At 69.1% G+C, this 24,974-nt stretch carries 24 protein-coding genes; 18 read left to right on the top strand and 6 right to left on the bottom strand.

The genetic code is table 11. The features are described 5' to 3' along the window. Positions 1 to 52: 52 nt before the first annotated feature. The gene (locus tag EQ874_RS06665; RefSeq protein ID WP_129976333.1) at positions 53 to 565 is read right to left on the bottom strand and encodes a PPOX class F420-dependent oxidoreductase; all 513 of its coding nucleotides are present in this window, start codon (positions 563 to 565) and stop codon (positions 53 to 55) included. An 86-nt stretch (positions 566 to 651) separates the two neighbouring features. Continuing rightward, positions 652 to 1,353, bottom strand: coding sequence for an IclR family transcriptional regulator (locus EQ874_RS06660; protein WP_064065370.1), 702 nt, complete (start codon positions 1,351 to 1,353; stop codon positions 652 to 654). 124 nt (positions 1,354 to 1,477) lie between these two features. Here EQ874_RS06660 and leuC point away from each other — a divergent pair, with 124 nt between their 5' ends. The 3 genes from leuC to EQ874_RS06645 all read left to right on the top strand — a co-directional run bounded on the left by leuC (position 1,478) and on the right by EQ874_RS06645 (position 4,444). Next, entirely contained in the window at positions 1,478 to 2,896 is a 1,419-nt protein-coding gene (gene leuC / locus EQ874_RS06655; RefSeq protein ID WP_172506054.1) for a 3-isopropylmalate dehydratase large subunit, read from the top strand. A gap of 28 nt (positions 2,897 to 2,924) precedes the next feature. Continuing rightward, positions 2,925 to 3,521 (top strand): 3-isopropylmalate dehydratase small subunit, encoded by a 597-nt coding sequence (leuD, locus tag EQ874_RS06650; RefSeq protein WP_016935315.1) that lies wholly within the window; start codon positions 2,925 to 2,927, stop codon positions 3,519 to 3,521. Positions 3,522 to 3,691: 170 nt separating this feature from the next. Next, positions 3,692 to 4,444: an HU family DNA-binding protein gene (locus tag EQ874_RS06645; RefSeq protein ID WP_129976332.1), complete on the top strand. Its 753-nt coding sequence runs from the start codon at positions 3,692 to 3,694 to the stop codon at positions 4,442 to 4,444. Positions 4,445 to 4,539: 95 nt separating this feature from the next. Here the strand turns inward: EQ874_RS06645 and EQ874_RS06640 are convergent, their stop codons facing one another. Genes EQ874_RS06640 through cofC form a run of 3 tightly spaced genes read right to left on the bottom strand, consistent with a single transcriptional unit; the run spans position 4,540 to position 8,403 of the window. Further along, positions 4,540 to 5,496: an NUDIX domain-containing protein gene (locus EQ874_RS06640; protein ID WP_129976331.1), complete on the bottom strand. Its 957-nt coding sequence runs from the start codon at positions 5,494 to 5,496 to the stop codon at positions 4,540 to 4,542. Between the two features lie 13 nt (positions 5,497 to 5,509). Next, positions 5,510 to 7,705 carry an RNA degradosome polyphosphate kinase gene (locus EQ874_RS06635; RefSeq protein WP_026003456.1) on the bottom strand — a complete coding sequence of 732 codons (2,196 nt, stop codon included), beginning with the start codon at positions 7,703 to 7,705 and terminating at the stop codon, positions 5,510 to 5,512. Continuing rightward, a complete protein-coding gene (cofC, locus tag EQ874_RS06630; protein ID WP_129976330.1) occupies positions 7,702 to 8,403 on the bottom strand; it encodes a 2-phospho-L-lactate guanylyltransferase in 702 nt (233 codons plus the stop codon). Before cofC ends, EQ874_RS06635 begins: the two co-directional genes overlap by 4 nt. 174 nt (positions 8,404 to 8,577) lie before the next feature. Here cofC and EQ874_RS06625 point away from each other — a divergent pair, with 174 nt between their 5' ends. From EQ874_RS06625 to holA, 14 genes are all read left to right on the top strand, one after another. Then, positions 8,578 to 9,576: an NAD(P)H-dependent glycerol-3-phosphate dehydrogenase gene (locus EQ874_RS06625; RefSeq protein WP_064063080.1), complete on the top strand. Its 999-nt coding sequence runs from the start codon at positions 8,578 to 8,580 to the stop codon at positions 9,574 to 9,576. Positions 9,577 to 9,581: 5 nt separating this feature from the next. Further along, positions 9,582 to 10,706, top strand: coding sequence for a cystathionine gamma-lyase (locus tag EQ874_RS06620; RefSeq protein WP_129976329.1), 1,125 nt, complete (start codon positions 9,582 to 9,584; stop codon positions 10,704 to 10,706). A 72-nt stretch (positions 10,707 to 10,778) separates the two neighbouring features. Continuing rightward, positions 10,779 to 11,885, top strand: a complete 1,107-nt coding sequence (locus EQ874_RS06615; protein WP_064063078.1) for a D-alanine--D-alanine ligase family protein — start codon at positions 10,779 to 10,781, stop codon at positions 11,883 to 11,885. A 48-nt stretch (positions 11,886 to 11,933) separates the two neighbouring features. Continuing rightward, positions 11,934 to 13,217, top strand: coding sequence for a glutamate-5-semialdehyde dehydrogenase (locus EQ874_RS06610; protein WP_064063077.1), 1,284 nt, complete (start codon positions 11,934 to 11,936; stop codon positions 13,215 to 13,217). Positions 13,218 to 13,246: 29 nt separating this feature from the next. Then, a complete protein-coding gene (locus tag EQ874_RS06605) occupies positions 13,247 to 14,143 on the top strand; it encodes a MoxR family ATPase (protein ID WP_129976328.1) in 897 nt (298 codons plus the stop codon). A 1-nt stretch (position 14,144) separates the two neighbouring features. Further along, complete coding sequence (locus EQ874_RS06600) at positions 14,145 to 15,590, top strand: VWA domain-containing protein (protein WP_064063075.1); 1,446 nt, start codon at positions 14,145 to 14,147, stop codon at positions 15,588 to 15,590. Between the two features lie 19 nt (positions 15,591 to 15,609). Then, the gene (nadD, locus tag EQ874_RS06595; RefSeq protein ID WP_084421535.1) at positions 15,610 to 16,323 is read left to right on the top strand and encodes a nicotinate-nucleotide adenylyltransferase; all 714 of its coding nucleotides are present in this window, start codon (positions 15,610 to 15,612) and stop codon (positions 16,321 to 16,323) included. Beyond that, positions 16,320 to 16,730: a ribosome silencing factor gene (gene rsfS, locus EQ874_RS06590; protein WP_064063073.1), complete on the top strand. Its 411-nt coding sequence runs from the start codon at positions 16,320 to 16,322 to the stop codon at positions 16,728 to 16,730. Before nadD ends, rsfS begins: the two co-directional genes overlap by 4 nt. Next, a complete protein-coding gene (locus tag EQ874_RS06585) occupies positions 16,727 to 17,398 on the top strand; it encodes a histidine phosphatase family protein (protein ID WP_064063072.1) in 672 nt (223 codons plus the stop codon). Before rsfS ends, EQ874_RS06585 begins: the two co-directional genes overlap by 4 nt. Next, entirely contained in the window at positions 17,385 to 18,167 is a 783-nt protein-coding gene (gene octT / locus EQ874_RS06580; RefSeq protein ID WP_129976327.1) for a diglucosylglycerate octanoyltransferase, read from the top strand. Before EQ874_RS06585 ends, octT begins: the two co-directional genes overlap by 14 nt. A gap of 5 nt (positions 18,168 to 18,172) precedes the next feature. Then, entirely contained in the window at positions 18,173 to 19,021 is an 849-nt protein-coding gene (locus EQ874_RS06575) for a DegV family protein (RefSeq protein WP_064063070.1), read from the top strand. 147 nt (positions 19,022 to 19,168) lie between these two features. Then, complete coding sequence (locus tag EQ874_RS06570; protein ID WP_129976326.1) at positions 19,169 to 20,023, top strand: helix-hairpin-helix domain-containing protein; 855 nt, start codon at positions 19,169 to 19,171, stop codon at positions 20,021 to 20,023. Between the two features lie 28 nt (positions 20,024 to 20,051). Then, the gene (locus tag EQ874_RS06565) at positions 20,052 to 22,409 is read left to right on the top strand and encodes a DNA internalization-related competence protein ComEC/Rec2 (protein ID WP_129976325.1); all 2,358 of its coding nucleotides are present in this window, start codon (positions 20,052 to 20,054) and stop codon (positions 22,407 to 22,409) included. Next, a complete protein-coding gene (gene holA / locus EQ874_RS06560) occupies positions 22,406 to 23,377 on the top strand; it encodes a DNA polymerase III subunit delta (protein WP_016933985.1) in 972 nt (323 codons plus the stop codon). Before EQ874_RS06565 ends, holA begins: the two co-directional genes overlap by 4 nt. 129 nt (positions 23,378 to 23,506) lie before the next feature. On the opposite strand, the gene rpsT is transcribed toward holA, so the two are convergent. Continuing rightward, the gene (gene rpsT, locus EQ874_RS06555) at positions 23,507 to 23,767 is read right to left on the bottom strand and encodes a 30S ribosomal protein S20 (protein ID WP_016933984.1); all 261 of its coding nucleotides are present in this window, start codon (positions 23,765 to 23,767) and stop codon (positions 23,507 to 23,509) included. Positions 23,768 to 24,137: 370 nt separating this feature from the next. Between rpsT and EQ874_RS06550 the strand changes: the two genes are divergently transcribed. Next, the gene (locus EQ874_RS06550; protein WP_064063067.1) at positions 24,138 to 24,959 is read left to right on the top strand and encodes an aquaporin; all 822 of its coding nucleotides are present in this window, start codon (positions 24,138 to 24,140) and stop codon (positions 24,957 to 24,959) included. Positions 24,960 to 24,974 lie beyond the last annotated feature (15 nt).

Genomic DNA, 24,974 nt, shown 5'->3' with positions numbered 1-24,974 from the left:
AACCACGAAGGCTCTCCGATCCTCGATCGGGGAGCCTTTCGCGTATCCGGGGTCAGTGTGCGGTGGACGGAAGATAGGCCGCCGTCGTGCCGCCGATCGCCATGGCGGGCATCCCGAGCTTGCGGTGGTCCCACGAGCGCACCCGCACGGGCACCACGCGCACGGCCACCCGCTTGTTCATCATCTGCTCCACCACGGGACGCGCCTCGTCCGTGTACGGGGCGGTGTACCGCTCCCACACGTCGCGGCAGACGTCGAACAGCCGGTCGTGGTCGTCGACGATCTCTGCCCGCCCCTCGATCGATACGCCGCGCAACTGGTCGTAGGTGTCTCCGGCCTCGACGAGGACGGTGACACGGTCGTCGCGGCGAAGGTTGACGACCTTCTGCGACTTCGACTTCGTCTCGAACCAGATCTCCCCGCGCAGTACCGCGTACCACATGGCGACGAGATGCGGGGTGCCCGTCGGTCCGAGGGTCGCGAGGTTCGCGACCCGGCTGCGGTGGAGGAACTCGTCGATCTCCGAGTCCGTCATCGTGATGTCTGCGCGGCGGTTCGTTCCCATGCGAAGCACTGTGGCACAGGGTGGGGCCGCACGCCCGGGTTCCTCCCGCTCCCGCCCGGGAGGTGGCCCGCGCGTGCGTTCCGGCTTCAGAGACGCTTCTGGAGCGCCTCCGCGGCGGCGAGGAGGTCGGCGGCCCATCGGGCACCCGGTCGGCGGCCCATACGGTCGATGGGACCCGATACGGAGATGGCGGCGATCACGGCGCCGGCGTTGTCGCGGACGGGTGCGGCGACCGAGGCCACACCGGGCTCGCGTTCGGCGGCGCTCTGGGCCCAGCCGCGGCGGCGGACCTCGACGAGGACGCGTTCGCCGAACGCGGCCTCGGGAAGAATGGCGCGCTGGGTCGCCGTATCGGCCCACGCGAGCAGAACTTTCGCACCGGAACCGGCCGTCATGGGAAGGCGCGCCCCGACAAGGACCGTGTCGCGCAGGCCGGTCGGGGGTTCGAGGGCCGCGACGCAGACCCGCTGGGTGCCCTCGCGGCGGTACAACTGCACGCTCTCTCCGGTGATCTCGCGTAGGCGGGGGAGTACGAGAGAGGCGGCCTCGACGAGGGTGTCGCCTGCGCCCGCGGACAATTCGGCCAGTCCGGGACCGGGACGCCACTGCCCGTCGCTGTCGCGCATGAGCAGGCGGTGAACCTCGAGGCCGACTGCGAGACGGTGCGCGGTGGCGCGGGGCAGGCCCGTCCGTGCGCACAACTCGTTGAGGTTGCACGGTTGTTCGGCAACCGCGTGGAGGACTGCCATCGCTTTGTCCAGCACTCCGATCCCGCTATGCTGTCTCATAGGTCGATACCTCCGTCTCGCATAATGGGAAGCATATCGCATGCCGAGAGCGGTGGGGACGACGCCATACGCGGCCGGACAGCCCCCGGGATTCGCGTTCGTCACGTACGACAAGGTGGAGAAGATGGCTGGAAAGACTCTGGCGGAGAAGGTGTGGGACCAGCACGTGGTCGTGCGCGGTGAAGGAGAGGGATCGGCACGACAGCCCGACCTCATCTACATCGACCTGCACCTCGTACACGAAGTGACCAGCCCGCAGGCCTTCGACGGCCTCCGGCTGGCCGGGCGCCCGCTCCGGCGCCCCGATCTCACGATCGCCACCGAGGATCACAACGTCCCCACGGTGGACATCGACAAGCCCATCGCCGACCCGGTCTCGCGCACGCAGGTCGAGACCCTGCGTCGTAACTGCGAGGAGTTCGGTGTCCGGCTGCATCCCATGGGCGATCTCGATCAGGGCATCGTCCACGTGGTCGGTCCGCAGCTCGGACTCACCCAGCCCGGTATGACGGTGGTCTGCGGCGACAGCCACACGTCCACGCACGGCGCATTCGGTGCCCTCGCAATGGGAATCGGCACCAGTGAGGTCGAACACGTCATGGCCACACAGACGCTGTCGTTGCGGCCGTTCAAGACGATGGCGATCAACGTCGACGGCGCGTTGGCGCCCGGAGTGACGAGCAAGGACCTCATCCTCGCGATCATTGCGAAGATCGGTACCGGCGGCGGACAGGGCTACGTCCTCGAATACCGCGGCGAGGCGATCCGCGCGCTGTCGATGGAAGCGCGGATGACCATCTGCAACATGTCGATCGAGGCAGGTGCCCGCGCAGGCATGATCGCACCCGACGAGACCACCTACGAATTCGTCAAGGGCCGGCCGCACGCCCCGGAGGGCGCAGACTGGGACGCCGCCGTCGAGGCGTGGGAGCAGCTGAAGACCGACGACGACGCGGTTTTCGACGCCGAGGTCCATATCGACGGCAGCGCTCTGACGCCCTTCGTCACGTGGGGTACCAACCCGGGCCAGGGCGCACCCCTCGGATCCACGGTTCCGGTACCCGAGGAGATCGCGGACGAAACCGAGCGGTCTGCCGCGGAGAAGGCGTTGCGCTACATGGATCTCGAGCCGGGGATGCCGCTGCGCGATGTGAAGATCGACACCGTCTTCGTCGGGTCGTGCACCAACGGCCGCATCGAGGATCTGCGTGCGGTGGCGGATGTCCTGAAGGGCCGCAAGGTCGCCGACGGCGTCCGGATGCTCGTCGTGCCGGGCTCGATGCGGGTGCGGGCACAGGCGGAGGACGAAGGCCTCGGCGAGATCTTCACCGCCGCAGGCGCCGAGTGGCGTCAGGCCGGATGCTCGATGTGCCTGGGCATGAACCCCGACCAGCTGGCGCCGGGTGAACGCTCCGCGTCGACATCGAACCGGAATTTCGAAGGACGGCAGGGCAAGGGCGGACGGACGCATCTCGTCTCGCCGGCCGTGGCCGCTGCAACCGCAGTGCGGGGAACGCTTTCCGCACCGGCGGATCTGGACTAGACCACAGGACCGACGAGGAGAATTTTCGATGGAAGCCTTCACCACCCACAAGGGCATCGGCGTCCCGCTGCGCCGGTCCAATGTCGACACGGATCAGATCATTCCGGCCGTCTACCTGAAGCGTGTCACCCGTACGGGATTCGAGGACGGTCTGTTCGCCGCGTGGCGCAACGACCCGTCCTTCGTGCTCAACACCCCGCCCTTCGACCGCGGCAGCGTTCTCGTCGCCGGACCGGATTTCGGCACCGGCTCGTCGCGTGAGCATGCGGTGTGGGCGTTGTCGGATTACGGATTCCGGGTCGTCATCTCGTCCCGGTTCGCCGACATCTTCCGCGGCAACGCCGGAAAGGCCGGTCTGCTCGCCGCCCAGGTCTCGCAGGACGACGTCGAACTGCTGTGGAAACTCATCGAACAGCAGCCCGGACTCGAACTGGAGGTGGATCTCGAGAACCGGACCGTGACCGCCGGAACCACCGTGGTGCCGTTCACTATTGACGACTACACCAGGTGGCGTCTGCTCGAGGGTCTCGACGACATCGGATTGACATTGCGCCAGGTAGACGCGATTTCCGAGTACGAAAAGTCAAGGCCGTCATGGAAACCGAGTACCCTTCCGGCGCCCTGAAAACACCCTCCGGGCACACCCCGTCCGGGCCCGGTCCGACACTCCCGTCGGGCCGGGCCCGGATGTATTTGCATGAGAATCCGCGTGGCACATAGACTCTTGCCCGTTTGCGGGTCTACCGTGGACTGGAGTCGGTCTGACGGTGGACCGTGTATGTGCGGAGGAAATCAATGAACAAGGCAGAACTGATCGACGTTCTGACCGAGAAACTCGGTTCGGACAGGCGCACCGCTACCGCGGCCGTCGAGCACATGGTGGACGCCATCGTTCGCGCCGTGCACGAGGGTAAGAGCGTCACCATCACCGGATTCGGTGTCTTCGAGAAGCGTCGCCGGGCCGCTCGGGTCGCCCGGAACCCGCGCACGGGTGAGACGGTCAAGGTCAAGCCGACCTCGGTGCCGGCCTTCCGTCCCGGCCAGTCCTTCAAGAACATCATCGCGGGCACCCAGAAGCTTCCCGCTTCGGGTCCGGCCGTGAAGCGCGGTGCGGCTGCAGCGGCCAAGAAGACCGCGGCGGCCAAGAAGGCGGCCAAGAAGACTGCGGCGAAGAAGACCACCGCCACCAAGTCGACCGCGGCGAAGAAGACCACCGCGGCGAAGTCGACCCCGGCGAAGAAGACCACGGCGACCAAGTCGACCGCGGCGAAGTCGACTGCGGCGAAGAAGACCACGGCGACCAAGTCGACCGCGGCGAAGTCGACTGCGGCGAAGAAGACCACGGCGACCAAGTCGACCGCGGCGAAGTCGACCCCGGCGAAGAAGACCACCGCCACCAAGTCGACCCCGGCGAAGAAGACCACCGCGGCCAAGTCGACCCCGGCGAAGAAGACCACCGCCACCAAGTCGACCCCGGCGAAGAAGACCACCGCGGCGAAGAAGACCCCGGCGAAGAAGACCACGGCTCGCAAGAGCGCCAAGAAGTAGAAGTCACCCTCGATGCTGTCCGCACCCGTGCGGGCAGCACAGGTGCGGCGACGGCGGCCACCGGACATCCGGTGGCCGCCGTCGCGCGTTACGGGTCAGATGCTCTCGTCGTCCACGGTGGGGCGGCCGATGGGAAGAGGACTGTCGATGTGGTCTGCCGCGACCAGGCGATCACCGCGCAGAGACAACACCCACATGCTCGCCTTCCGATTCCGTGCCGGAGGCAGCACGAGACCGTCGCGCTCCGCCCACCACTCGAGCAGTGGCGGGATCACCTTGCCCTGACTACAGATCACGGGTGTACCGGGACCGGACGCGATCTCCAGCGCCCGCTTGCGGCCGCGGTCCGGGTCGGCGCGGTACTCCTCTTCGGACAAGGACGGTTCGAGCGAGACCTCGAGCCCGTGCCGGGAGGCGAACGGTTCGACCGTCGCGGTGCACCGTGTGCGATCGGCCGATACCACCCGATCGCCGCCGAACGCCGTCAGTTGCGGAACGAGAGCGGCGGCCTGGGCCCGTCCGGACGCGTCGAGGGGACGGTAGCGGTCGTCGCCCTTGTACTTCTTACGACTTCCGGCCTTGGCGTGGCGGACGATCAGAGCGGTGGTGGTGTCGAGCGGCACGCGACGGAATCGGCGCAGGACACTGCGGTCCATCGGGTACGACAGGAGATCGAAAGCGTCTCCGGGGGTCACCCAACGCAATTCGTCCACCTCGTCGTTGGGTGTGAACTGCCCGTCGACGGTGCGTGCGGCCCAGTAGTCGACCCTCTTGAGTTTGCGGTGCCCCGGAACCGGGTAGACCACTTTTCCGAGGCTGCGTCCGAGTGCGGCGCGGAACCCGGTCTCCTCTTCGATCTCCCGCACCGCGGCGACCACGGCGGTCTCGCCCGCGTCGAGTTTGCCCTTCGGGAAGGACCAGTCGTCGTAACGGGGACGGTGCACGAGGGCGACCTCCGCATCGTACGGAGCGTTCTCGGCGGCGCCCCGCCACAGGACCGCACCCGCCGCGAAGATGTTGGCCTTCACGGGCTTGTCGCGTGATTCGGTCAACGTTTCCTCCACCTCAGGACGAGCGGCTACGCATGAGTTCGACCTGGTGGTCGCGGGCAGCTGTGCCCGGCTCGGGCGACGCCGTCCAGGTGCCGTCGCCCTCGAGAATCCAGCAGCGTGTCGCCGGATCCAACGCAGAATCGAAAATGCCGTCCAACTGCGTTGCGAGCCGGGTGTTCTTCACCTGCACCATCACTTCGACCCGACGATCGAGATTCCGGTGCATCATGTCGGCGCTGCCGATCCAGTACTCGTCGCTGCCGCGGAAATGGAACAGTCGCGAGTGCTCGAGAAAGCGGCCCAGAATCGATCGCACCGTGATGTTCTCGCTCAAACCGGGCACCCCCGGCTTGAGCGCACAGATCCCGCGCACGACCACCTCCACCCGGACCCCCGCGCGGGATGCGCGGTAGAGCGCGTCGATCACCTGCTCGTCGACGAGCGCGTTGGCCTTGAGCCGGATCCCGCTGGGACGACCGGCGTTGTGGTGCTCGATCTCACGCTCGACGCGCTGGACGATGCCCTTGCGGACCCCGTGCGGTGCGACGAGCAGATTGCGGTACTGGGCCTTTCGGGAGTATCCGGTGAGGGTGTTGAACAGGTCGGTCAGGTCGGCGCCGATCTCGGGGGAGGACGTGAGCAGGCCGACGTCCTCGTACAGGCGGGCGGTCTTCGGGTTGTAGTTGCCCGTGCCGATATGGCAGTAGCGGCGGATCGTCGACCCCTCGCGTCGCACGACCAGACAGGTCTTGCAGTGGGTCTTGAGACCGACGAGTCCGTATACGACGTGGACACCGGCCTGTTCGAGCTTGCGGGCCCACTTGATGTTGGCCTGCTCGTCGAATCGGGCCTTGATCTCCACCAGCGCGACGACCTGTTTGCCGGCCTCGGCCGCGGCGATCAGGGCGTTGACGATGGGCGAGTCGCCCGACGTCCGGTACAGCGTCTGCTTGATCGCGAGCACCTGGCTGTCGGCCGCGGCCTGCTCGATGAACCGCTGGACGCTCGTGGAGAACGAGTCGTACGGATGGTGGACGAGGATGTCGCCTTCGCGGAGAGTCGAGAACACGCTCTTCGGGGTCTCGCGCTCACCGAACGCGGGATGGGTCGCCGGCACGAAGGGCGCATCCTTCAGATCCGGACGGTCGACGGCGTGCACCTGCCACAGCGACGACAGGTCGAGCAGACCCGGCAGCTGGACGACGTCGACCCGGTCGACGTCGAGCTCACGCAGCAGGAGTTCGAGCATGTGCTCGGTCATGTCGTCCGACACCTCGAGTCGCACGGGAGAACCGAAGCGCCGCCGGGCGAGTTCGCGTTCGAGGGCCTGGAGGAGATCCTCGTCACGGTCCTCCTCGACCTCGAAGTCGGCGTTGCGGGTGACGCGGAAGGCGTGGTGCTCGACGATCTCCATACCGGGGAACAGGACGTCGAGGTGGGCGGCGATCAGCTCCTCGAGGGGGAGGAAGGCCGGCAGCCCGTGCGACGAACCCGCCCGATCGACCCGCACGAAGCGATCGACGTTGTCGGGCACCTTCACGCGCGCGAAGTGCTCCCCCGAGGACTGCGAATCCTTGACGGTGACAGCGAGGTTGAGGGACAGGCCGCTGATGTAGGGGAAGGGGTGGGCGGGATCGACCGCGAGCGGTGTCAGCACGGGGAAGACCTGCTCGGCGAAATACTGTGTCAGACGGTCGCGTTCGGTCGGCGTCAGATCCGACCACCGGATGATCGAGATCCCTTCGGCTGCCAGAGCGGGCAGCACCGAATCGAGGAAGACCTGTGCCTGACGCCCGGCAAGTTCTCGCGTGCTCGAGGCGATGAGGGCGAGCTGAGCGCGGGGAGACAGCCCATCGGCCGACCGGACCGACAGTCCCGTCTCGGCGCGCCGTTTGAGACCGGCGACCCGCACCATGTAGAACTCGTCGAGATTCGACGCGAAGATCGCGAGGAACTTTGCGCGTTCGAGCAACGGCTGCGAGGTGTCCTCCGCGAGCGCGAGCACGCGGGCGTTGAAATCGAGCCAGCTCTGTTCCCGGTTGAGATAGCGGTCGACGGGAAGCGTGTTGTCGTGATCGGTCGTCGACTGCAGGCCGGTCGCGGCCGGAGGCGCGCTGGTGGCGGTGGCCACACGACCGGAAGATCGTGCGACGCCGGACGGAGCCGCGTTCTCGGAACTCGTGGGTTCGGGGGAATCGCCGTTGGTCACCTGTTCATTGTGGCAGAGCCGCGGCTCCTCGCAGCGCTGTCGCATCGGTGACGAAGAGGGAATTCGAGGCCGTCCAGCACGGCCGCGGTGGCCGGCCCGACGCCGAGCTGCACTGCGGCGGCAAGATCGTCCGGTGTGTCCACATCGAGTCGCAGGCCCGGAAGTGCGTCCGGCACCGGGTATGCGCCGGCCCCGACATGACGGTGGGCCGATTCCGGTCCGAACGCCAGCGGCGGCAGGGTGCCGCGCACGCAGTGCAGCAACGCTGTCGTACCCCTCGATGTGTGGTCGGCCACGACGGCCGTCCCCGTCCGGCGCGCCGTCTCGCGTGCGAGCGCGAATTCGCCGGGTCGCAAGGACGGCAGGTCGGCCTGCAGGACCACGAGTTCGGCATCGGGTGCGAGGTCGCGCACCCGGCGGGCCGCTGCGCGCAGCGCGGCATTGAGCGGATCGGGGGAGCCGGGCGGGACGTGGTCGGGAAGGACGTCCGCGTCGCATGCCCGCGCGACGACCGCGACGCGGTCGTCGGCCGTGACGACGGTGACCGTCACGTCTCCGGCGGACAGCGCCGCCGTGACGGTGTCCTGCAGCATCGCGAGCACCAGCGATTCCCGTGCCACCGGGTCGAGAACATGGGCGAGCCGCGACTTCGCCAGGCCGAGGGCCTTGACGGGGACGAGCACGTGCGTCGCGGACATTGCCCGATTGTGCCATCAGCGACGAGTTCGGCCACTGCGCGGTCGACCGGCGCGGTCGGTGTGGCACGCGGTCCGTCCACCGACTCGGCACGGTGCCGTGGGGCCTGCGCGATACTGGGTACGACCGTGGGTGGTGACCGCCCGTGCCGGGCATCGGACGAGAGTGAGGATCGCGTGACCACAGCAGCAGTTCTGGGCGCGGGTTCGTGGGGGACGGCGTACGCCAAGGTGTTGGCCGACGCCGGAACGGACGTGACGATCTGGGCGCGACGCGAGGAGGTGGCGCGCGGCATCGCGGAACGGCACGAGAACTCCGATTATCTGCCCGGTGTGGAACTGCCGCACTCGCTGAAGGCCACCGCCGATCACCGGGTGGCGGTGGCGGGCGCCGACTTCGTCGTCCTCGCCGTACCGAGCCAGACCCTGCGCACCAATCTCGAGGCGTGGAAGGCGGATATCGGATCCGACGTCACACTTCTGAGTCTCGCCAAGGGAATCGAGAGCGGCACCCTGATGCGCATGAGTCAGGTGATCGGTCAGGTCACCGGCGCCGAGCAGAATCGGATCGCCGTGTTGTCCGGCCCCAACCTCGCTCGGGAGATCGCCGAGGGGCAACCGGCCGCGACGGTGATCGCGTGCCCCGATTCGACCCGTGCCATGGAGATTCAGAAGTCTTGCGCGACAAAGTATTTCCGTCCGTACACCAATTCGGACGTGATCGGTTGCGAGATCGGCGGCGCGTGCAAGAACGTCATCGCACTCGCCTGCGGCATGGCCGCCGGTATCGGACTCGGTGAGAACACCGTGGCGAGCATCATCACCCGCGGTCTCGCCGAGATCACCCGTCTCGGAACCGCCCTCGGGGCGAAGCCGGCCACGCTCGCCGGCCTCGCCGGCGTCGGCGATCTCGTCGCGACGTGCACCTCCCCGCTGTCGCGCAACCGTTCGTTCGGCGAACGCCTCGGCCGCGGCGAATCGCTCGAGAGCGCACAGGAGGCCACCCACGGCCAGGTGGCCGAAGGGGTCAAGTCGTGCACCTCGGTCCGCGCCCTCGCGGCGAGCTACGACGTCGAGATGCCGCTCACCGACGCCGTACATCGCGTGTGCCACGAAGGCATGTCGGTACCGGATGCGATCGGGCAGCTGCTCGGGCGCCGGATCAAGCCGGAATGAGCCGCATGACGGGCGATTCGACACGCTGCGTGAAGGCGGTTGCACACGAAGGCGTTCCGGGCTCCCCGTTGCAGGCGGGACCGGTCTTCGCCGCGCCGTACCTCCTCGGCGAGGACGAACGCGACGACGTCGATACCTACGCGCGGGCCTCGAATCCCGGCTGGCGCGCACTCGAATCGGCGCTCGCCGCGCTCGAACACGCCTCGGCGGTGCGCGTCGTCGGCTCGGGCATGTCGGCGATCACGGTCGCGTTGCGATCGCTCGTGGCCCCGGGCAGCACGGTCGTCGTCCCCTCCGACGGCTACTACCAGGTGCGCAAGTTCGCCACCGGATATCTCGCACCGCACGGCATCGAGGTGCACGAACTCTCCGTCGCCGAATTCGCGGACGGCTCGCTGCGGCGCGTGCTCGACGGCGCGGGGAAGGGAGCGGTCGTCCTCGCCGAGACACCGTCGAATCCCGGTCTCGACACGGTGGATCTGCGTGCGACCGCGGCGGCGTGCCGTCGCGCCGGGGCATTGCTGCTCGTCGACAACACCACCGCCACCCCGCTCGGGCAGCGTCCGCTCGACCTCGGGGCCGACGTCGTGGTGGCCAGTGGCACGAAATCGCTCAGCGGGCACAGCGACCTGCTGTTCGGATATGTCGCCGTCGCCGATCCCGGTCTGCTGCCCGCGATCGACCGGGAGCGGTTGCTCTCGGGAACCGTCCTGGGGCCCTTCGAGACCTGGCTCGCGCACCGCAGCCTCGGCACCGCCGGGCTGCGCTTCGAACGGCAGTGCGCCAACGCGCTCGCCGTCGCCGCGATGCTGCTCGGGCACCCCGCCGTCACCGACGTCCGTTATCCCGGACTCGTCTCCGACCGGGCGCATGCCGTGGCCGCCGGGCAGATGAGCCGATTCGGTCCCTTGCTCACCTTCCGGTTGCCCGGCCGCGACGAGGTGCACCGTTTCGTCCGCGCCGCCACGCTGGTCGCGCCGGCCACCAGTTTCGGCGGCATCCACACCACCGCGGATCGCCGCGCACGCTGGGGCGATGCCGTGCCGGAGGGATTCGTCCGGTTGTCGTGCGGAATCGAGGACACCGCCGATCTGCTCGCCGATCTCGACGCGGCGCTGAACGCACGCTGAGCGAGGGCGGATGCCCGGTGTGGACGGGACTCGGCTGGGTCTCGGCGAGGCGCTACCGGTACGGTGCGACACGTGAGTACGCCCCGCACCCGGGTGGCCGTCGTCTTCGGTGGTCGCAGCAACGAACATTCCGTGTCCTGCATCTCGGCAGGCAGCATCCTGCGCCATCTCGACCCGGAGAAGTACGAGGTCGTGCCCATCGGCATCACTCCCGAGGGTGCCTGGGTTCTCGGTGACGCCGACCCCGCTCGCCTCGCCGCGGCCGGTCGCGAGCTGCCCGTCGTCGCCGGTGACGGCTCCGATCTCGTCCTCACCGCGGATCCCACCCGCGGGGGCGACATCGTCGCCCTCGACGAGGGTTCCTACGGCCGGGTGCTCGCATCGGTCGACGTGGTGTTCCCGGTCCTGCACGGCGCCTACGGCGAGGACGGCACCATCCAGGGACTCCTCGAACTGGCGAACATCCCGTACGTGGGTCCCGGTGTCCTCGCCAGCGCCGCCGGTATGGACAAGGAGTTCACCAAGAAGCTGCTCGCGGCCGAAGGGCTCCCCGTCGGTTTCCAGATCGTCATGCGCCCCGGCACCGCGATCCTCACCGAGGAGCAGAAGGCCCGTCTGGGCCTGCCCGTCTTCGTCAAGCCCGCCCGCGGCGGGTCGTCGATCGGTATCAGCCGCGTGGCCGACTGGGCGGCCTTCGACGCCGCGGTCGCCAAGGCCCGAGAGCACGACCCGAAGGTCATCGTCGAGTCCGCGATCATCGGGCGTGAGGTCGAGTGCGGCGTGCTCGAATTCCCGGACGGTGACGTGCGGGCGAGCGTGGTGGCGGAGATCCGCATGCCCGACACCTCCGGCGACCACGAGGCGTTCTACGACTTCGACACGAAGTATCTCGACGACGTCTGCGAATTCGACGTGCCGGCGAAGCTCGACGAGGAGACCTCCGACCGGATCCGCGAACTCGCGGTCCGGGCCTTCCGGGCCCTCGACTGCCACGGCCTGTCCCGCGTCGACTTCTTCGTCACCGAGGACGGACCGGTGATCAACGAGATCAACACGATGCCCGGTTTCACGTCGATCTCGATGTACCCGCGGATGTGGGAGGCCACCGGCGTGGAGTACGCCGAGCTGCTGTCGATCCTGGTGGAGACGGCGCTCGTGAGGGGCACCGGCCTGCGCTAGCGGCACGCGGCCTGTCGGCCACCGCCAGGACCCGACTAGGCTGGACCCATGACTGCCGTGACCCCCGACTCAGCTGCGACCGACGCCGGCACGGACATCCGCGAAGCCGTCCACGAGGCCGCGCGTCGTGCCCGTGTGGCCTCGCGCCGGCTCGCGCTGCTCACCACCACCGAGAAGGACGCGGCACTGCACGCCGCCGCCGACGCTCTGCTCGCTGCCGCCGACACCGTCCTCGCCGCGAACGCGGAGGACATCGAGGCCGCCCGCGCCGGTGGCACCGAGGAGGCCATCCTCGACCGGCTGCGCCTGACCTCCGCCCGGATCGACGGGATCGCCGCCGGCCTGCGCCAGGTGGCCGGACTGCCCGACCCGATCGGCGGAGTGGTCCGCGGCTCGACCCTGCCCAACGGTCTCGAGCTGCGTCAGGTTCGCGTCCCGCTGGGCGTGGTCGGAATGGTGTACGAGGCCCGCCCGAACGTCACGGTCGACGCCTTCGGTCTGGCACTGAAATCCGGCAACGCCGCACTGCTGCGCGGTTCGTCGTCCGCGGCCCGGTCGAACGCCGCGCTCGTCGACGTGCTGCGCGCCGCGCTCGAGGAACAGGGCATCCCCGCCGATGCCGTGCAGCTGCTGCCGAGCGCCGACCGCTCGTCGGTCACCCATCTCATCCAGGCCCGGGGCCTGGTCGACGTGGTGATCCCCCGGGGTGGTGCCGGCCTGATCGCGGCCGTGGTCCGCGACGCCACCGTCCCCACGATCGAGACGGGCACGGGCAACTGCCACGTCTACGTCCACTCCGCGGCCGACCTCGCGATGGCCGAGAAGATCGTGATCAACGCGAAGACGCGCCGGCCCAGCGTGTGCAACACCGCGGAGACGATCCTCGTCGACAAGGCGATCGCGGACACCGCCGTCCCGAAGCTGTTGCGGGCCCTGCAGGAGCACAGCGTGACGGTCCACGGCGACCTGCCCGGCCTCGTGCCCGCGACCGAGCAGGACTGGTCGGACGAGTACCTCTCGCTCGACGTAGCCCTCGCAGTGGTCGACGACCTCGACGCCGCCGTCGACCACATCGACCGCTACGGCACCGGCCACACCGAAGCGATCGTCACCGCGGACCTCGCCGCCGCACGGGAGTTCACGACTCGGGTCGACGCCGCAGCCGTTATGGTCAACGCTTCGACGGCGTTCACGGACGGCGAGCAGTTCGGTTTCGGCGCGGAGATCGGTATCTCCACCCAGAAATTGCACGCCCGGGGTCCGATGGGCCTGCCCGAACTGACGTCCACGAAGTGGGTGGTGTGGGGCGACGGCCACACCCGCCCTGCCTGATCGTTACCGGTCCGACGAAAGGAACCAGCGTGGATCGTGCGCTGCCCACCACCCCGCCGATCTTCGCGGACGTCCAGGACGTGATCGATCGTCTGGCCGGTACCGGATATCTCGCCGACAAATCCACCGCGACCGCGGTGTTCCTCGCCGACCGTCTCGGCAAGCCGTTGCTGATCGAGGGACCCGCGGGCGTCGGCAAGACCGAACTGGCCCGGGCCGTCGCCGAGACCTCCGGGGCGGAACTGGTGCGTCTGCAGTGCTACGAGGGGGTCGACGAATCCCGCGCGCTGTACGAGTGGAACCACGCCAAGCAGATCCTGCGCATCCAGTCGGCGGGGGCGACCGCCGCGGCGGGTGAGTCGTGGGACCGCACCAGGGAGGACGTCTTCTCCGAGGAGTTCCTGCTGTCGCGGCCGTTGCTCACCGCGATCCGCCGGGAGGATCCGACGGTGCTGCTCGTCGACGAGGTCGACAAGGCCGACGTCGAGATCGAAGGTCTGCTGCTCGAGGTGCTCAGCGACTTCGCGGTCACGGTGCCCGAACTCGGTACGATCCGTGCCACCCGGAAGCCGTTCGTGGTGCTCACCTCGAACGCCACCCGCGAATTGTCGGAGGCGCTCAAACGGCGGTGCCTGTTCCTGCACCTGGACTTCCCCGACGCCGATCTCGAACGCCGGATCCTCGCGAGCCGGGTGCCCGACCTGCCCGACGCTCTCGCCGATCACCTCGTGCGCACGGTCCGGGTGCTCCGAAGTATGCAGCTCAAGAAGGTCCCGTCGGTGGCGGAGACCATCGACTGGGGCCGCACCCTGCTCGCCCTCGGACTCGACACCCTCGACGACAACGCGGTCCGCAGCACGCTCGGCGTGATCCTCAAACACCAGTCCGATCAGGTCCGCGCTGCCGCCGAGCTCCGGTTGAACTGACATGGCCGCAGCGCACCTTCCCGGATCCGCGGTGCCACCGGCACCCCACGGCCTGCCCGGGCACCTGGTCGGATTCGTGGAGGCGCTGCGTCGCCGCGGCATCGCGGTCGGTCCGTCCGAGACCGTCGACGCCGGACGCGTGATGACGGTGCTCGACCTCCTCGACCGGGAAGCCTTCCGCGAAGGTCTCGCCTGCACACTGCTCCGCCGTCCGACCCACCGTCCGACCTTCGACGCCCTGTTCGACCTGTGGTTCCCGCCCGCGATCGGACGGCGCGAGGCCGACGGTCCGCAGGTGAGCATTCCACGCACCCCGACAGGGGAGGTCGACCTCGACGCGCTGCGCGACCTGCTCGCCGAACTGTTGTCCGAGGAGTCGCCGGAGGCGCTCGAGGCCACCGAGATGCTCGTCTCCGGCATCGTGGACGAACTCGGTCGGTACGCATCGTCGAACGGACCGTCCTTCTCGGCCTACCAGGCGCTGCGGGACGTCTCCCCGGACACCCTGCTGACGAAGATCCTCGAGGGGCTTCTCGGAAACGGCACCCGGGAGGAACGCGACGACACCGCCTACGAGAGCGAGGTCGCGCGTCGCACCGCGGCCCAGCGGATCGCCGATTTCCGGGCTATGATCGAACGCGAGACCCGCCGCCGCACCGCCGAACAGCTCGGCCGCGAACGCGTCGAGAAGTACGGGGTGCCCAAGCTCGCCGAGGAAGTCGACTTCCTGCGCGCCTCCGACGCGGAACTCGTGGCCCTGCGCCGAAGCGTCGTGCCGCTCGCAAGGCTGCTCGCGAGCCGTCTCGCCGCGCGCCGCCGCCGTGCCCGCGCCGGCGCCATCGACCTGCGCCGCACGCTGCGCAAGTCCATGTCCACCGGCGGTGTGCCCATCGATCCGGTGAACCGCAAGCCCCGGCCGGCGCGCCCGGAACTCGTCGTACTGTGCGACGTCTCCGGTTCCGTAGCCGGGTTCTCCCACTTCACGCTGCTGCTCGTGCACGCCCTGCGCGAACAGTTCTCCCGCGTGCGCGTGTTCGCATTCATCGACACCGCAGACGAGGTCACCCACTACTTCTCGGCCGGCGCCGAGCTGGGGGAGTCGATGTCGCGGATGCTGCGGGAAGCGAAGCTGATCACCTACGACGGTCACTCCGACTACGGCAACGCGCTGGGCAGCTTCGCCGAGAACCACGCCCACGCCCTCACCGGCCGCAGCTCGCTGCTGATCCTCGGCGACGGCCGCACCAACTACCGCAATCCGAACCTCGAAGCCCTCGACCATCTCGTGTCCGTCGCGCGCCACGCGTACTGGCTCAACCCCGAGCCGAAGGGGCAATGGGGTTCCGGCGACTCGGCCGCTCGCGTCTACAGCGAGGTCGTCACGATGCACGAGTGCCGGTCGGCGCAGCAGCTCGCGACGGTGGTGGCGAGTCTGCTCCCCGTGTGAACCCGTAAGCTGGACAACCGTGCATCAGCCAACGGATCGGCCCTCGGCCCCCAGGCGCCGCCTGGGCGTCATGGGCGGGACGTTCGACCCGATCCATCACGGACACCTCGTGGCGGCCAGTGAGGTCGCCGCGAGCTTCGACCTGGACGAAGTGATCTTCGTGCCCACCGGGCAACCCTGGCAGAAGACCGGCCGCGAGGTCAGTGCCGCCGAGGACCGCTACCTGATGACGGTGATCGCGACCGCATCCAACCCGCGGTTCTCCGTCAGTCGCGTCGACATCGATCGCCGCAAACCCACCTACACCGTCGACACGCTGCGAGATCTCAGCAAGCAGTATCCCGATGCGGACCTGTACTTCATCACCGGTGCGGACGCACTGGGATCGATCCTGTCCTGGCAGGACTGGCAGACCCTGTTCGACCTCGCGCGCTTCGTCGGGGTGTCCCGGCCCGGATACGACCTGCACGCCGAGCACCTGGCACCGCATCTGGACGACCTCCCCGCCGAGGCGGTGAGTCTCGTGGAGATCCCGGCCCTGGCGATCTCCTCCACGGACTGCCGCAGGAGAGCCCGGGAGAACCGCCCGGTCTGGTATCTGGTGCCCGACGGAGTGGTGCAGTACATCAGCAAACGCCGGCTCTACCGCACGAATACGCACCGCGACGGAGATCCCGTCCCGGCGTTCGACGGAAACACCCCCGGCACCATCGAGAGAAAGAGCACGCAGTGAGCGCAACGGCAGAAGCCACGGAGATGGCCCGAATCGCAGCCCTGGCCGCCGACGAGAAACTCGCCACCGATGTTGTGGTGCTCGACGTGTCCGAACAGCTGGTGATCACCGACTGCTTCGTCATCGCGTCGGCGCCCAACGAGCGTCAGGTCAACGCCATCGTCGACAACGTCGAGGAGAAGCTGCGTCTGGCCGGACACAAGCCGGTCCGCCGCGAGGGCACCCGCGAAGGACGGTGGACGCTGCTCGACTACGTCGACGTCGTCGTGCACATCCAGCATGAGGACGAGCGCAACTTCTACGCCCTCGACCGTCTGTGGAAGGACTGCCCGACCATCGAGGTCGACGGTGTGGGCGGCCCCCGCACCGCTCTCGACGCCGCTGCCGACTCCCCGGAGGACGTGTGAGTCGTCCGGGGGAGGACACTCGGAGCCCGCGGGTGCGTCAGCTGGTCCTGCTGCGTCACGGGCAGACCGAGTACAACGCCACCCGCCGCATGCAGGGGCAGCTCGACACCGACCTGTCCGAGCTCGGCCGACGGCAGGCACTCGTCGTCGCGGACGTGATCGCCCGCTTCGATCCGATCGCCGTCGTCTCGTCGGATCTGCGCCGCGCCTACGACACGGCGACCGCACTCGGCGACCGCATCGGATTGCCCGTCGAGATAGATACGCGACTGCGCGAGACGCATCTCGGCGAATGGCAGGGTCTGACCCACTCCGAGGTCGACGCCGTCGCTCCGGGTGCGCGCAACTCCTGGCGCGCGGACGCCACCTGGGCACCGCCGGGAGGCGAGAACCGAGTGGACGTGGCGCGGCGCAGCATCGCCGTCGTCGGCGAACTGCTCGACAAGTACGAGAACTGGAGCGACCGGCCCATCGTGCTGGTCGCGCACGGTGGTCTGATCGCCGCGCTCACCGCGGCACTGCTCGATCTGCCGGTGGACCGATGGCCCGTCCTCGGTGGACTGGGGAACACCGGCTGGGTGCAGCTCAGCGGGTACGGAGAGGTGCCGTCCTGGCGTCTCGACGTGTGGAACGCGTCGGCCACGGTGGCCCCCGATGACGTCCTCTGAATCGACGCCGCTCGAGGCCGACGTCGCCCCGCGACGTCGGGTCCTGTTGGTGATCGGCGATTCGCTGAGCTATTACGGCCCGAAGGGCGGCCTGCCCGCCGATCATCCGCAGATCTGGCCCAACCTGGTCGCGGCCGAACTCGGGTGGGACGTCGAACTCGTCGCCCGGATCGGGTGGACCACACGCGACGCGTGGTGGGCGATGACCCAGGACCCGCGCGTGTGGGCCGCGATTCCGCACGCCGGAGCCGTGGTCCTGGCCGTGGGCGGTATGGACACCCTGCCGTCGCCGCTGCCCACCGCACTGCGGGAAGGCCTGCGCTACATCCGCCCACCGGCTCTGCGCCGGGCGGCGCGCACCGCCTACGGGTGGTTGCAGCCGCGACTGTCGCCGCTGGGCCGCCCCGTGGCGCTGCCACCGCGGGTCAGCGTCGAATATCTCGAAACGATCAGGGACGCACTGGCATACATGCGTCCCGATCTGCCCGTGATCGGCACCCTGCCCTCGGTGCATCGGAGCGAACAATACCGGTCGGTCCATGCCGGCCGGCTCCCCGCGGCGCGTGCGATCACCCACTGGGCGGCCGAGAAGTCGGTTCCCCTCGTCGATCTCGCCGAGGCGGTGAGGGAGAACATCTTCTCCGACGACGCGAATCCCGACGGGATCCACTGGGGCTGGGAGGGACACCGGCGAGTCGCCGCCGCGGTCGGCGCCGCCGTCCGGATCGTGCATCGGGATGCGGAATTCCCGGTGGAGGGCCTACGGTAGGCGTCGTGCCCGTCGTCGTCGTCACAGATTCGTCGAGTTGTCTCGACCCCGAACTGGTCGGTCGGTACGGTATCCGCGTAGTGCCGCTGCACATCATCGCGGCCGGACGCGACCTCCGCGAGGGCGTCGACGAACTGCCGGAGGACCTGTCGACCGTAACCACCTCCGGTCCGTCGCCCGCCGAGCTCACGGACGCCTACACCGAAGCGCTCGAGGCCAGCGGCGGCGACGGCGTGGTCGCGGTGCATCTCTCACGTGTGCTGTCCGGTACGTGGGACGCCGCCCGGCACGCCGCGGAATCGCTGGGCGACCGTATCCGGCTCGTCGATTCGCGGAACACCGCAATGGGTTCCGGCTTCGCCGTTCTCGAAGCGGTGCGTGCCGCTCGGGCCGGAGCCGATCTGGTACGGGTGCACGACCGGGCGGTGGAGGTCGCGGCGTCCGCCCGGACCCTGCTCGTCGTCGACCGGCTCGACCATCTGCGCCGGGGTGGCCGGATCGGCACGGCCACAGCATTGCTGGGCACCGCGCTCGCGATGAAGCCGGTCCTGCACATCTCCGACGGAAAGCTCGTCCTGCGGGAGAAGACCCGCACCATGACCAAGGCGATGGCGAAACTCGTCGACGGTGCGGCCACGGACGTCGGCGACGAACCGCTCGTCGCCGTGCACCATCGCGACGCGCCGGATCGTGCGCGCAGCCTTGCCGATCAGCTCGCACAGCGACTCCCGGACGGCACCGAGATCATCGTCTCCGAACTCGATGCGGTGCTCGGCGCGCACGTCGGACCGGGCGCGGTCGGTGTCGTCGTCGCGTCTGCGGCGACCGGGGCATCCGGCACCTCGGAGGACTGAACCTCTCTACGCCACGCCCCCGACCGCATCGCGGCGGCCGGGGACCGATTCGCACGTTCATCCACAGGGATACGAGTCATCCACAGCCCCGGCCGGATCGGTGGCGACACGGGACCCGGCCGGTGTGGACGCCGTTAGCGTCGCGGCATGGCGAGCAGTGACCACCGTGACCTCGCGCGCACCCGTCTCGGCGCGATCACACGTTCCTCGGCGGACATGCCTGCGGAACCGTCCTGGACGAACGGCAGGCCGACGAACGACGATCACCCCTGGGCGGATCCGGACGGCGACGACGAACCCGTTCACTCCGGTGCCGTCCGGGAGCGGTTCGCCGATCGGCTGACCGCCGCGCGGTGGGACACGGGACGGCGGGGGACCGTTGCTCTCGCAGGGATCGGAGTGCTCGCTGCCATAGTGGCCCTCGTCGTCGTATGGCGCGACCGTCCCGTCGCCGAACCGGTGCCACCCCTCCCGCGGGTCGAGGTCGTGGAATCGGCCGAGCCTTCGGACGCGCTCCGGCCGAGGGCGGCAGAGGCGGCACAACCGGGTACGGCCGAGATCGTCGTCAGCGTCGTCGGGGCGGTGGCACGCCCCGGCCTCGTGCGGCTGCAACCCGGCACGCGCGTCGCGGACGCGCTCGACGCTGCCGGTGGTGCTGCGGACGGAGCCGATCTCGTGGGACTGAACCTGGCCCGGCGGGTGGCCGACGGCGATCAGATCGTCGTGGGAATCGCTCCGCCCCAACCTGTTCCGAATACCAGTGGAATCGTGGGCGCGCAGCCGTCGGGTGCCGGTCCGACGGAGGCAGGTGGGCTGCTGAACCTCAATGCGGCCGACGAGGCCGCGCTCGACGCCCTGCCCGGAGTCGGACCGGTGACGGCTGCGGCGATCGTGTCGTGGCGGGACGCGAACGGACCGTTCACGGACGTCGAACAACTCGGTGAGGTCGACGGGATCGGACCGGCGCGGTTGGCGAGGTTGCGTGAACTGGTCACCGCGTGACGATGCGGCTGCGCGAACCGGTGATCGCGTGACCGCACGCGGCGATACCGCGGTCCCGACGGTTCTCGACGCGCGGCTGGTGCCGTGTGCGCTCGCCGCGTGGGGCGTGACCCTGCTGGCCTTGTACACCGGCTGGCGGATCGTGAGCGCCGTGGCGCTCGTCGCCGTCGTCGGGTGCGCGGTGACGGCCCGTCTCGTCGCGACCGGCCGCCTGCGGCGCGTCGGTGCGGGGGTCCTCCTCGCGGTATCGGCCGTCGTCGCGGGATTCGGGTCGGCCGCCGGACTGCGGATGTGGGCGGCCGATCATCACCCGATCGCGTCCGCAGCGGAGACCGGATCGTGGGCCACCGTCGTTCTCGTCCCGACCGACGACCCGCGACGCATCCGGGCGGCGGCGTTCGACGGCACGCCCCGGGTGCGTATTCCGGCACGCCTCGAGCACGTGACGACGGGCGGGCGGGCCCTCGACACCGGAGGATCGGTGATGGTCTTCGCGCCGGCCGACTCGTGGGGTGATCTTCTACCGGCGCAACAGGTCACCGCGCGTGTGCGAGCGGCACCGCACACCGGGCCGGGCACCACGGTGGCGGTGCTCCGAGCGGAGACCGCGCCCACGGTGATCGGCGCACCACCGGTGTGGCAGCGGTGGGCCGGAACGGTACGAGAGCGCCTCGCGCAAGTGGGTTCCGCCGTGCTTCCCGATGATCGGGCCGGCCTGCTGCCCGGTCTCGTGGTAGGGGACACCACGGCGCTGACCGACGAGGTCCGCGAGGACTTCCGGGTGGCCGGACTGACGCACTTGACGGCCGTATCGGGCGCCAATGTCGGCGTCGTACTCGGAGCGGTGCTGCTGCTCGTGCGCGCGGTCGGACTCGGTCCGCGTTCCGGGACTGTTCTCGCCGCAACGGCTCTCGTCGCGTTCGTCGTCGTGGTCCGTCCGTCGGCGAGCGTGGTGCGTGCTGCGGCGATGGGATCGATCGGTCTGCTGGCGTTCGTGACGGGCCGTGAGCGACAGGCACTTCCCGCCCTGTGTGCGGCGGTCGGCGTGTTGCTCGTGCTGATGCCGGATCTCGCCGTCGATGTCGGGTTCGCGTTGTCGGTGTCCGCTACGGCAGCGCTGATCGTCGCCGTACCGCCCGTGGTGGTTCGACTCACGGATCGCGGGTGGCCGCGGCCCGTTGCGGAGGTCACGGCGATGTCGCTGGTCGCCTTCGCGGCGACCGCGCCTCTCGTCGCGGCGGTGAGCGGGACGGTGAGCGTCGTGTCGGTGGTGGCCAACTGTCTCGTCGCCCCGGTGCTCGCGCCGCTGACGGTCCTCGGCGCGCTCGTAGCGATGGCCGCCTGCATCTTCCCGTGGGCGGGTGAGGTACTCGCACGTGGCACAGGTCCGTTCCTGTGGTGGCTGATCACGGTGGCGGACCGAGCGGCGTCCTTGCCGTCGGCCGAACTGGAGGTGCCCGACGGGCCGGCGGGAGCCGTCACCGCAGCCCTGGTGATCGCCACTGCATGGTCGGTGGTCCGTCACCGGCGAGCGCGGGTGGCGGCTCTCGTGATCGCGCTGGCGATCGCAGCGGTGTGGCTGCCGGTGCGTGTGCTGAGGCCCGGCTGGCCCGGAGCCGAATGGGTGCTCGTCGCATGCGATGTCGGCCAAGGCGATGCGCTGGTGCTGGCTGCGGGGGACGGACGCGCCGTCGTCGTCGACACCGGGCCCGAGCCGGAGCCCATCGACCGGTGCCTGCGCCGGTTGCGGATTCGTGAGGTCGCGTTGATCGTGCTGTCGCACCTGCACGCCGACCACACGGGCGGGCTCCGCGGTGTCCTCGACGGGCGGTCCGTGGAGGCGGTCGTGGTCGGTCCGGGTGTTGCGGATGACGGGGCCGCCGAAGGCCTCCGGCCGGCGACCGAGATCGGTGTCGCCGTGCGGGAAGTGCGTGCCGGTGCGGTGCTGCGCGCGGGCGACCTCGACATCCGGGTGCTCGGCCCCGATACGCCGGGGACGGGCCGCTCCGAGAACGACGACTCTCTCGTCCTGGCGGTCGAGACCGTCGTGGGGCGGATCCTGCTCCCGGGTGACGCCGAGGAGTCCGCGCTCGATGCGCTCGTACGATCCGGCATCGACGTGCGTGCGGAGGTGCTGAAGGTGCCGCACCACGGATCCCGCACCACGCCCGAGCGTTTCCTCACCGCCGTGCGGCCGAGCGTCGCCGTCGTCAGCGCCGGACGCGACAATCTCTTCGGGCACCCGCACCCCGAGATCGTCGCGACGCTGGCTGCAGTGGGGACGCGCGTGCTGCGTACCGACCTGCACGGCGACGTCGCCGTGGTCCGTGCCGCTTCCGGGGCGCTCGCGGTGGTGTCGGACGTGCGTGGCACGATCGAACCGTGAGCGACGCGTCCCTGCATCTGGTCCTCGGTGAGGAAGAACTGCTCGTCGACCGTGCTGTCGCGCAGATCGTGTCCGACGTCCGCACGCGCAGCGACACTCCGGGCGATCTACCGGTCTCCCGGCTCCGCGCGGGCGACGCCGGTGTCCCCGAACTGGCCGAGCTGCTGAGCCCGTCGCTGTTCGCCGAGGAGCGCATCGTGATCCTCGAATCCACCGCCGACGCCGGGAAGGACGCCGCGGCGCTCATCCTCGACGTCGCGGCCGATCCGCCCCCGGGCGTGACGCTGGTGATCCTCCACAGCGGTGGGGGCCGCACCAAGACGATGGTGCCCGCGCTCCGTAAGTGCGGCGCCGAGGAACACATGTGTGCCGCTCCCGCGAAAGCGGGGGAGAAGGCCGCCTGGGTGCGCACGTTCGTCCACAAGGAGTTCCAGGCCGCGGGCGTGCGGGTCTCCGGCGACGTCGAACAGCTCGTCATCGAAGCAGTGGGATCCGACCTCCGCGAACTCGCTGCCGCGTGCGGCCAGCTCGTGGCCGACACGGGCGGCAAGATCGACGCCGCAGCCGTGCGGCGCTACTACTCCGGCAAGGCCGAGGTGTCGGGATTCGATGTGGCCGAGAAGGCCGTGGCCGGTGACACCGCCGGAGCGCTCGAAGCGCTGCGATGGGCGATGCACCGCGGCGTCGCCCACGTATTGCTCGCCGATGCCCTCGCCGATGCCGTTCACACCATCGCCCGTGTCGGCTCGGCCGGTCGGGGCGACCCGTTCTCACTCGCCTCGTCGCTCGGCATGCCGCCGTGGAAGGTCAAGAAGGCTCAGGCCCAAGCGCGGACGTGGGCGCCGGCGTCCATCGGCACGGCGCTCACGGTGGTGGCCGCTCTCAACGCCGACGTCAAAGGGGCGGCGGCCGATCCGGATTACGCCCTCGAACACGCCGTGCGGGTCATCGCGCAGTTGGCGGCCTGAGCCGTCCGCGCGCCTCACTCGGTTTCCGGGCGACCGGCACCGTGTGGCATCCGACGCCACTGAGGCCGTCCCCTGCGGGGACGGCCTCAGTGAAGCAGAGCCTGCGTCTACTACCTCGGAGCGATGAACTCAGAGCTTGTTGGCAAGCTTCGCGAGAGCAGACTTCTTGTTGGCGGCCTGGTTGGGGTGGATGACACCCTTGCTGGCAGCCTTGTCGAGCTGACGGCTGGTGGCGACGAGGAGCTCGTTGACCTTGTTCTTGTCGCCGGCGGCCGCAGCCTCGCGGAACGAACGGATCGCCGTACGCAGCGACGACTTCACCGACTGATTCCGGAGTCGGTTGCGCTCGTTGGTGCGAATCCGCTTCACCTGGGACTTGATGTTGGCCACGCGTAAAATCCTGTCGTCTTGCTGGTAGCTGGTAGGAAAGCTCTGGGTGCATCCGAGCACCGATGGACAAGGCTACCAAGAGCGGTTCCCAAAGCCCAAACCGGTGGAGAATGCACCCTCGTCACCAGCGCTGATGTCTCCTACGAGACAGTCCCCGTCCGATCGACGGTGTTGTCGTGCCTGGGTCGACGCTTCCTCGCCTGCTGCCCGGGCGGGCACGCCACAGCGCACGATGTCGTTGTCGAGGTGACGACGCTCGAGTAGTCTGCGTCACAGCGCGAACGGCGCGTTCGCCCAGCGGTGCATCGACTCGAAGTGTTCTACCACCAGGTTCCGCCTGCGTGCGGAGCCGCGAACATCGAGGTGACCCATGGAACCCCCACGCGATCCCGAATCCCGGCTCGACGAAGATCTCGCGCGCGAGACGTCCCTGGAAATCCGTGATCCCGGTGAGTTCTCCGACCTGCGGAAGTACGTGGCGGAGGCCATCGGGACGTTTCTTCTGGTGTTCTCCGCGGTGGGTACCGCAGTGTTCGCCGGAAGCCGTGTCGGCCAGCTCGGCGTCGCATTGGCGTTCGGCCTGACCCTGCTGTTCCTCGTGTACACCATCGGCCCGATCTCCGGGTGCCACGTGAACCCGGCGGTGACGCTGGGGCAACTCATCGTCGGGCACGTGACCCCGGTGCGTGCCGTGGGCTACTGGATCGCGCAGGTCGTCGGCGGCCTGATCGCCGGTCTGACGCTCTACGCGGTGGCATCGTCGCTGCCGAGCTACAACCGTGCCGCGGACGGCCTCGGGGCCAACGGCTGGGGTGCACACAGTCCCTCGGCCGTACGCGGCCCGCTCGGCGGTGTACTCCAGAACGGCTACGGCATCGGCGCGATGATCGTCGTCGAGGTCCTGCTCACCGCGGTACTGGTGTTCGTGGTGCTCGGTGCGACCGATCAGATCGCCGACGCACCGATCGCCGGCATCGCCATCGGGTTCACCCTCGCCGTGATCCACCTGATCTCGATCCCGATCGACAACACCTCGGTCAATCCCGCGCGCAGCCTGGCCGTCGCCTTCTACCAGGACGGCGCGCTCGGGCAGCTGTGGGCGTTCATCGTGTTCCCGCTCATCGGAGGCGCACTCGGAGCCCTCGTGTACACCTTCCTCTTCGGACGGCGATACGGGCTCAGAGCTTCCTGAATCCCCGATCGGGAG

It is taken from the genome of Rhodococcus sp. Q1 (assembly GCF_004153645.1).
Lineage (GTDB): Bacteria > Actinomycetota > Actinomycetes > Mycobacteriales > Mycobacteriaceae > Rhodococcus > Rhodococcus gordoniae.
This window is presented reverse-complemented; position numbering and strand designations above follow the sequence as displayed.

What these genes read in the sequence shown, in the direction of transcription:
- EQ874_RS06665 (WP_129976333.1), bottom strand. Translation starts at nt 565, where the DNA reads ATGGGAACGAACCGCCGCGCAGACATCACGATGACGGACTCGGAGATC.
- EQ874_RS06660 (WP_064065370.1), bottom strand. Translation starts at nt 1,353, where the DNA reads ATGAGACAGCATAGCGGGATCGGAGTGCTGGACAAAGCGATGGCAGTC.
- leuC (WP_172506054.1), top strand. Translation starts at nt 1,478, where the DNA reads ATGGCTGGAAAGACTCTGGCGGAGAAGGTGTGGGACCAGCACGTGGTC.
- leuD (WP_016935315.1), top strand. Translation starts at nt 2,925, where the DNA reads ATGGAAGCCTTCACCACCCACAAGGGCATCGGCGTCCCGCTGCGCCGG.
- EQ874_RS06645 (WP_129976332.1), top strand. Translation starts at nt 3,692, where the DNA reads ATGAACAAGGCAGAACTGATCGACGTTCTGACCGAGAAACTCGGTTCG.
- cofC (WP_129976330.1), bottom strand. Translation starts at nt 8,403, where the DNA reads ATGTCCGCGACGCACGTGCTCGTCCCCGTCAAGGCCCTCGGCCTGGCG.
- EQ874_RS06620 (WP_129976329.1), top strand. Translation starts at nt 9,582, where the DNA reads ATGACGGGCGATTCGACACGCTGCGTGAAGGCGGTTGCACACGAAGGC.
- EQ874_RS06610 (WP_064063077.1), top strand. Translation starts at nt 11,934, where the DNA reads ATGACTGCCGTGACCCCCGACTCAGCTGCGACCGACGCCGGCACGGAC.
- EQ874_RS06600 (WP_064063075.1), top strand. Translation starts at nt 14,145, where the DNA reads ATGGCCGCAGCGCACCTTCCCGGATCCGCGGTGCCACCGGCACCCCAC.
- octT (WP_129976327.1), top strand. Translation starts at nt 17,385, where the DNA reads ATGACGTCCTCTGAATCGACGCCGCTCGAGGCCGACGTCGCCCCGCGA.
- EQ874_RS06570 (WP_129976326.1), top strand. Translation starts at nt 19,169, where the DNA reads ATGGCGAGCAGTGACCACCGTGACCTCGCGCGCACCCGTCTCGGCGCG.
- EQ874_RS06550 (WP_064063067.1), top strand. Translation starts at nt 24,138, where the DNA reads ATGGAACCCCCACGCGATCCCGAATCCCGGCTCGACGAAGATCTCGCG.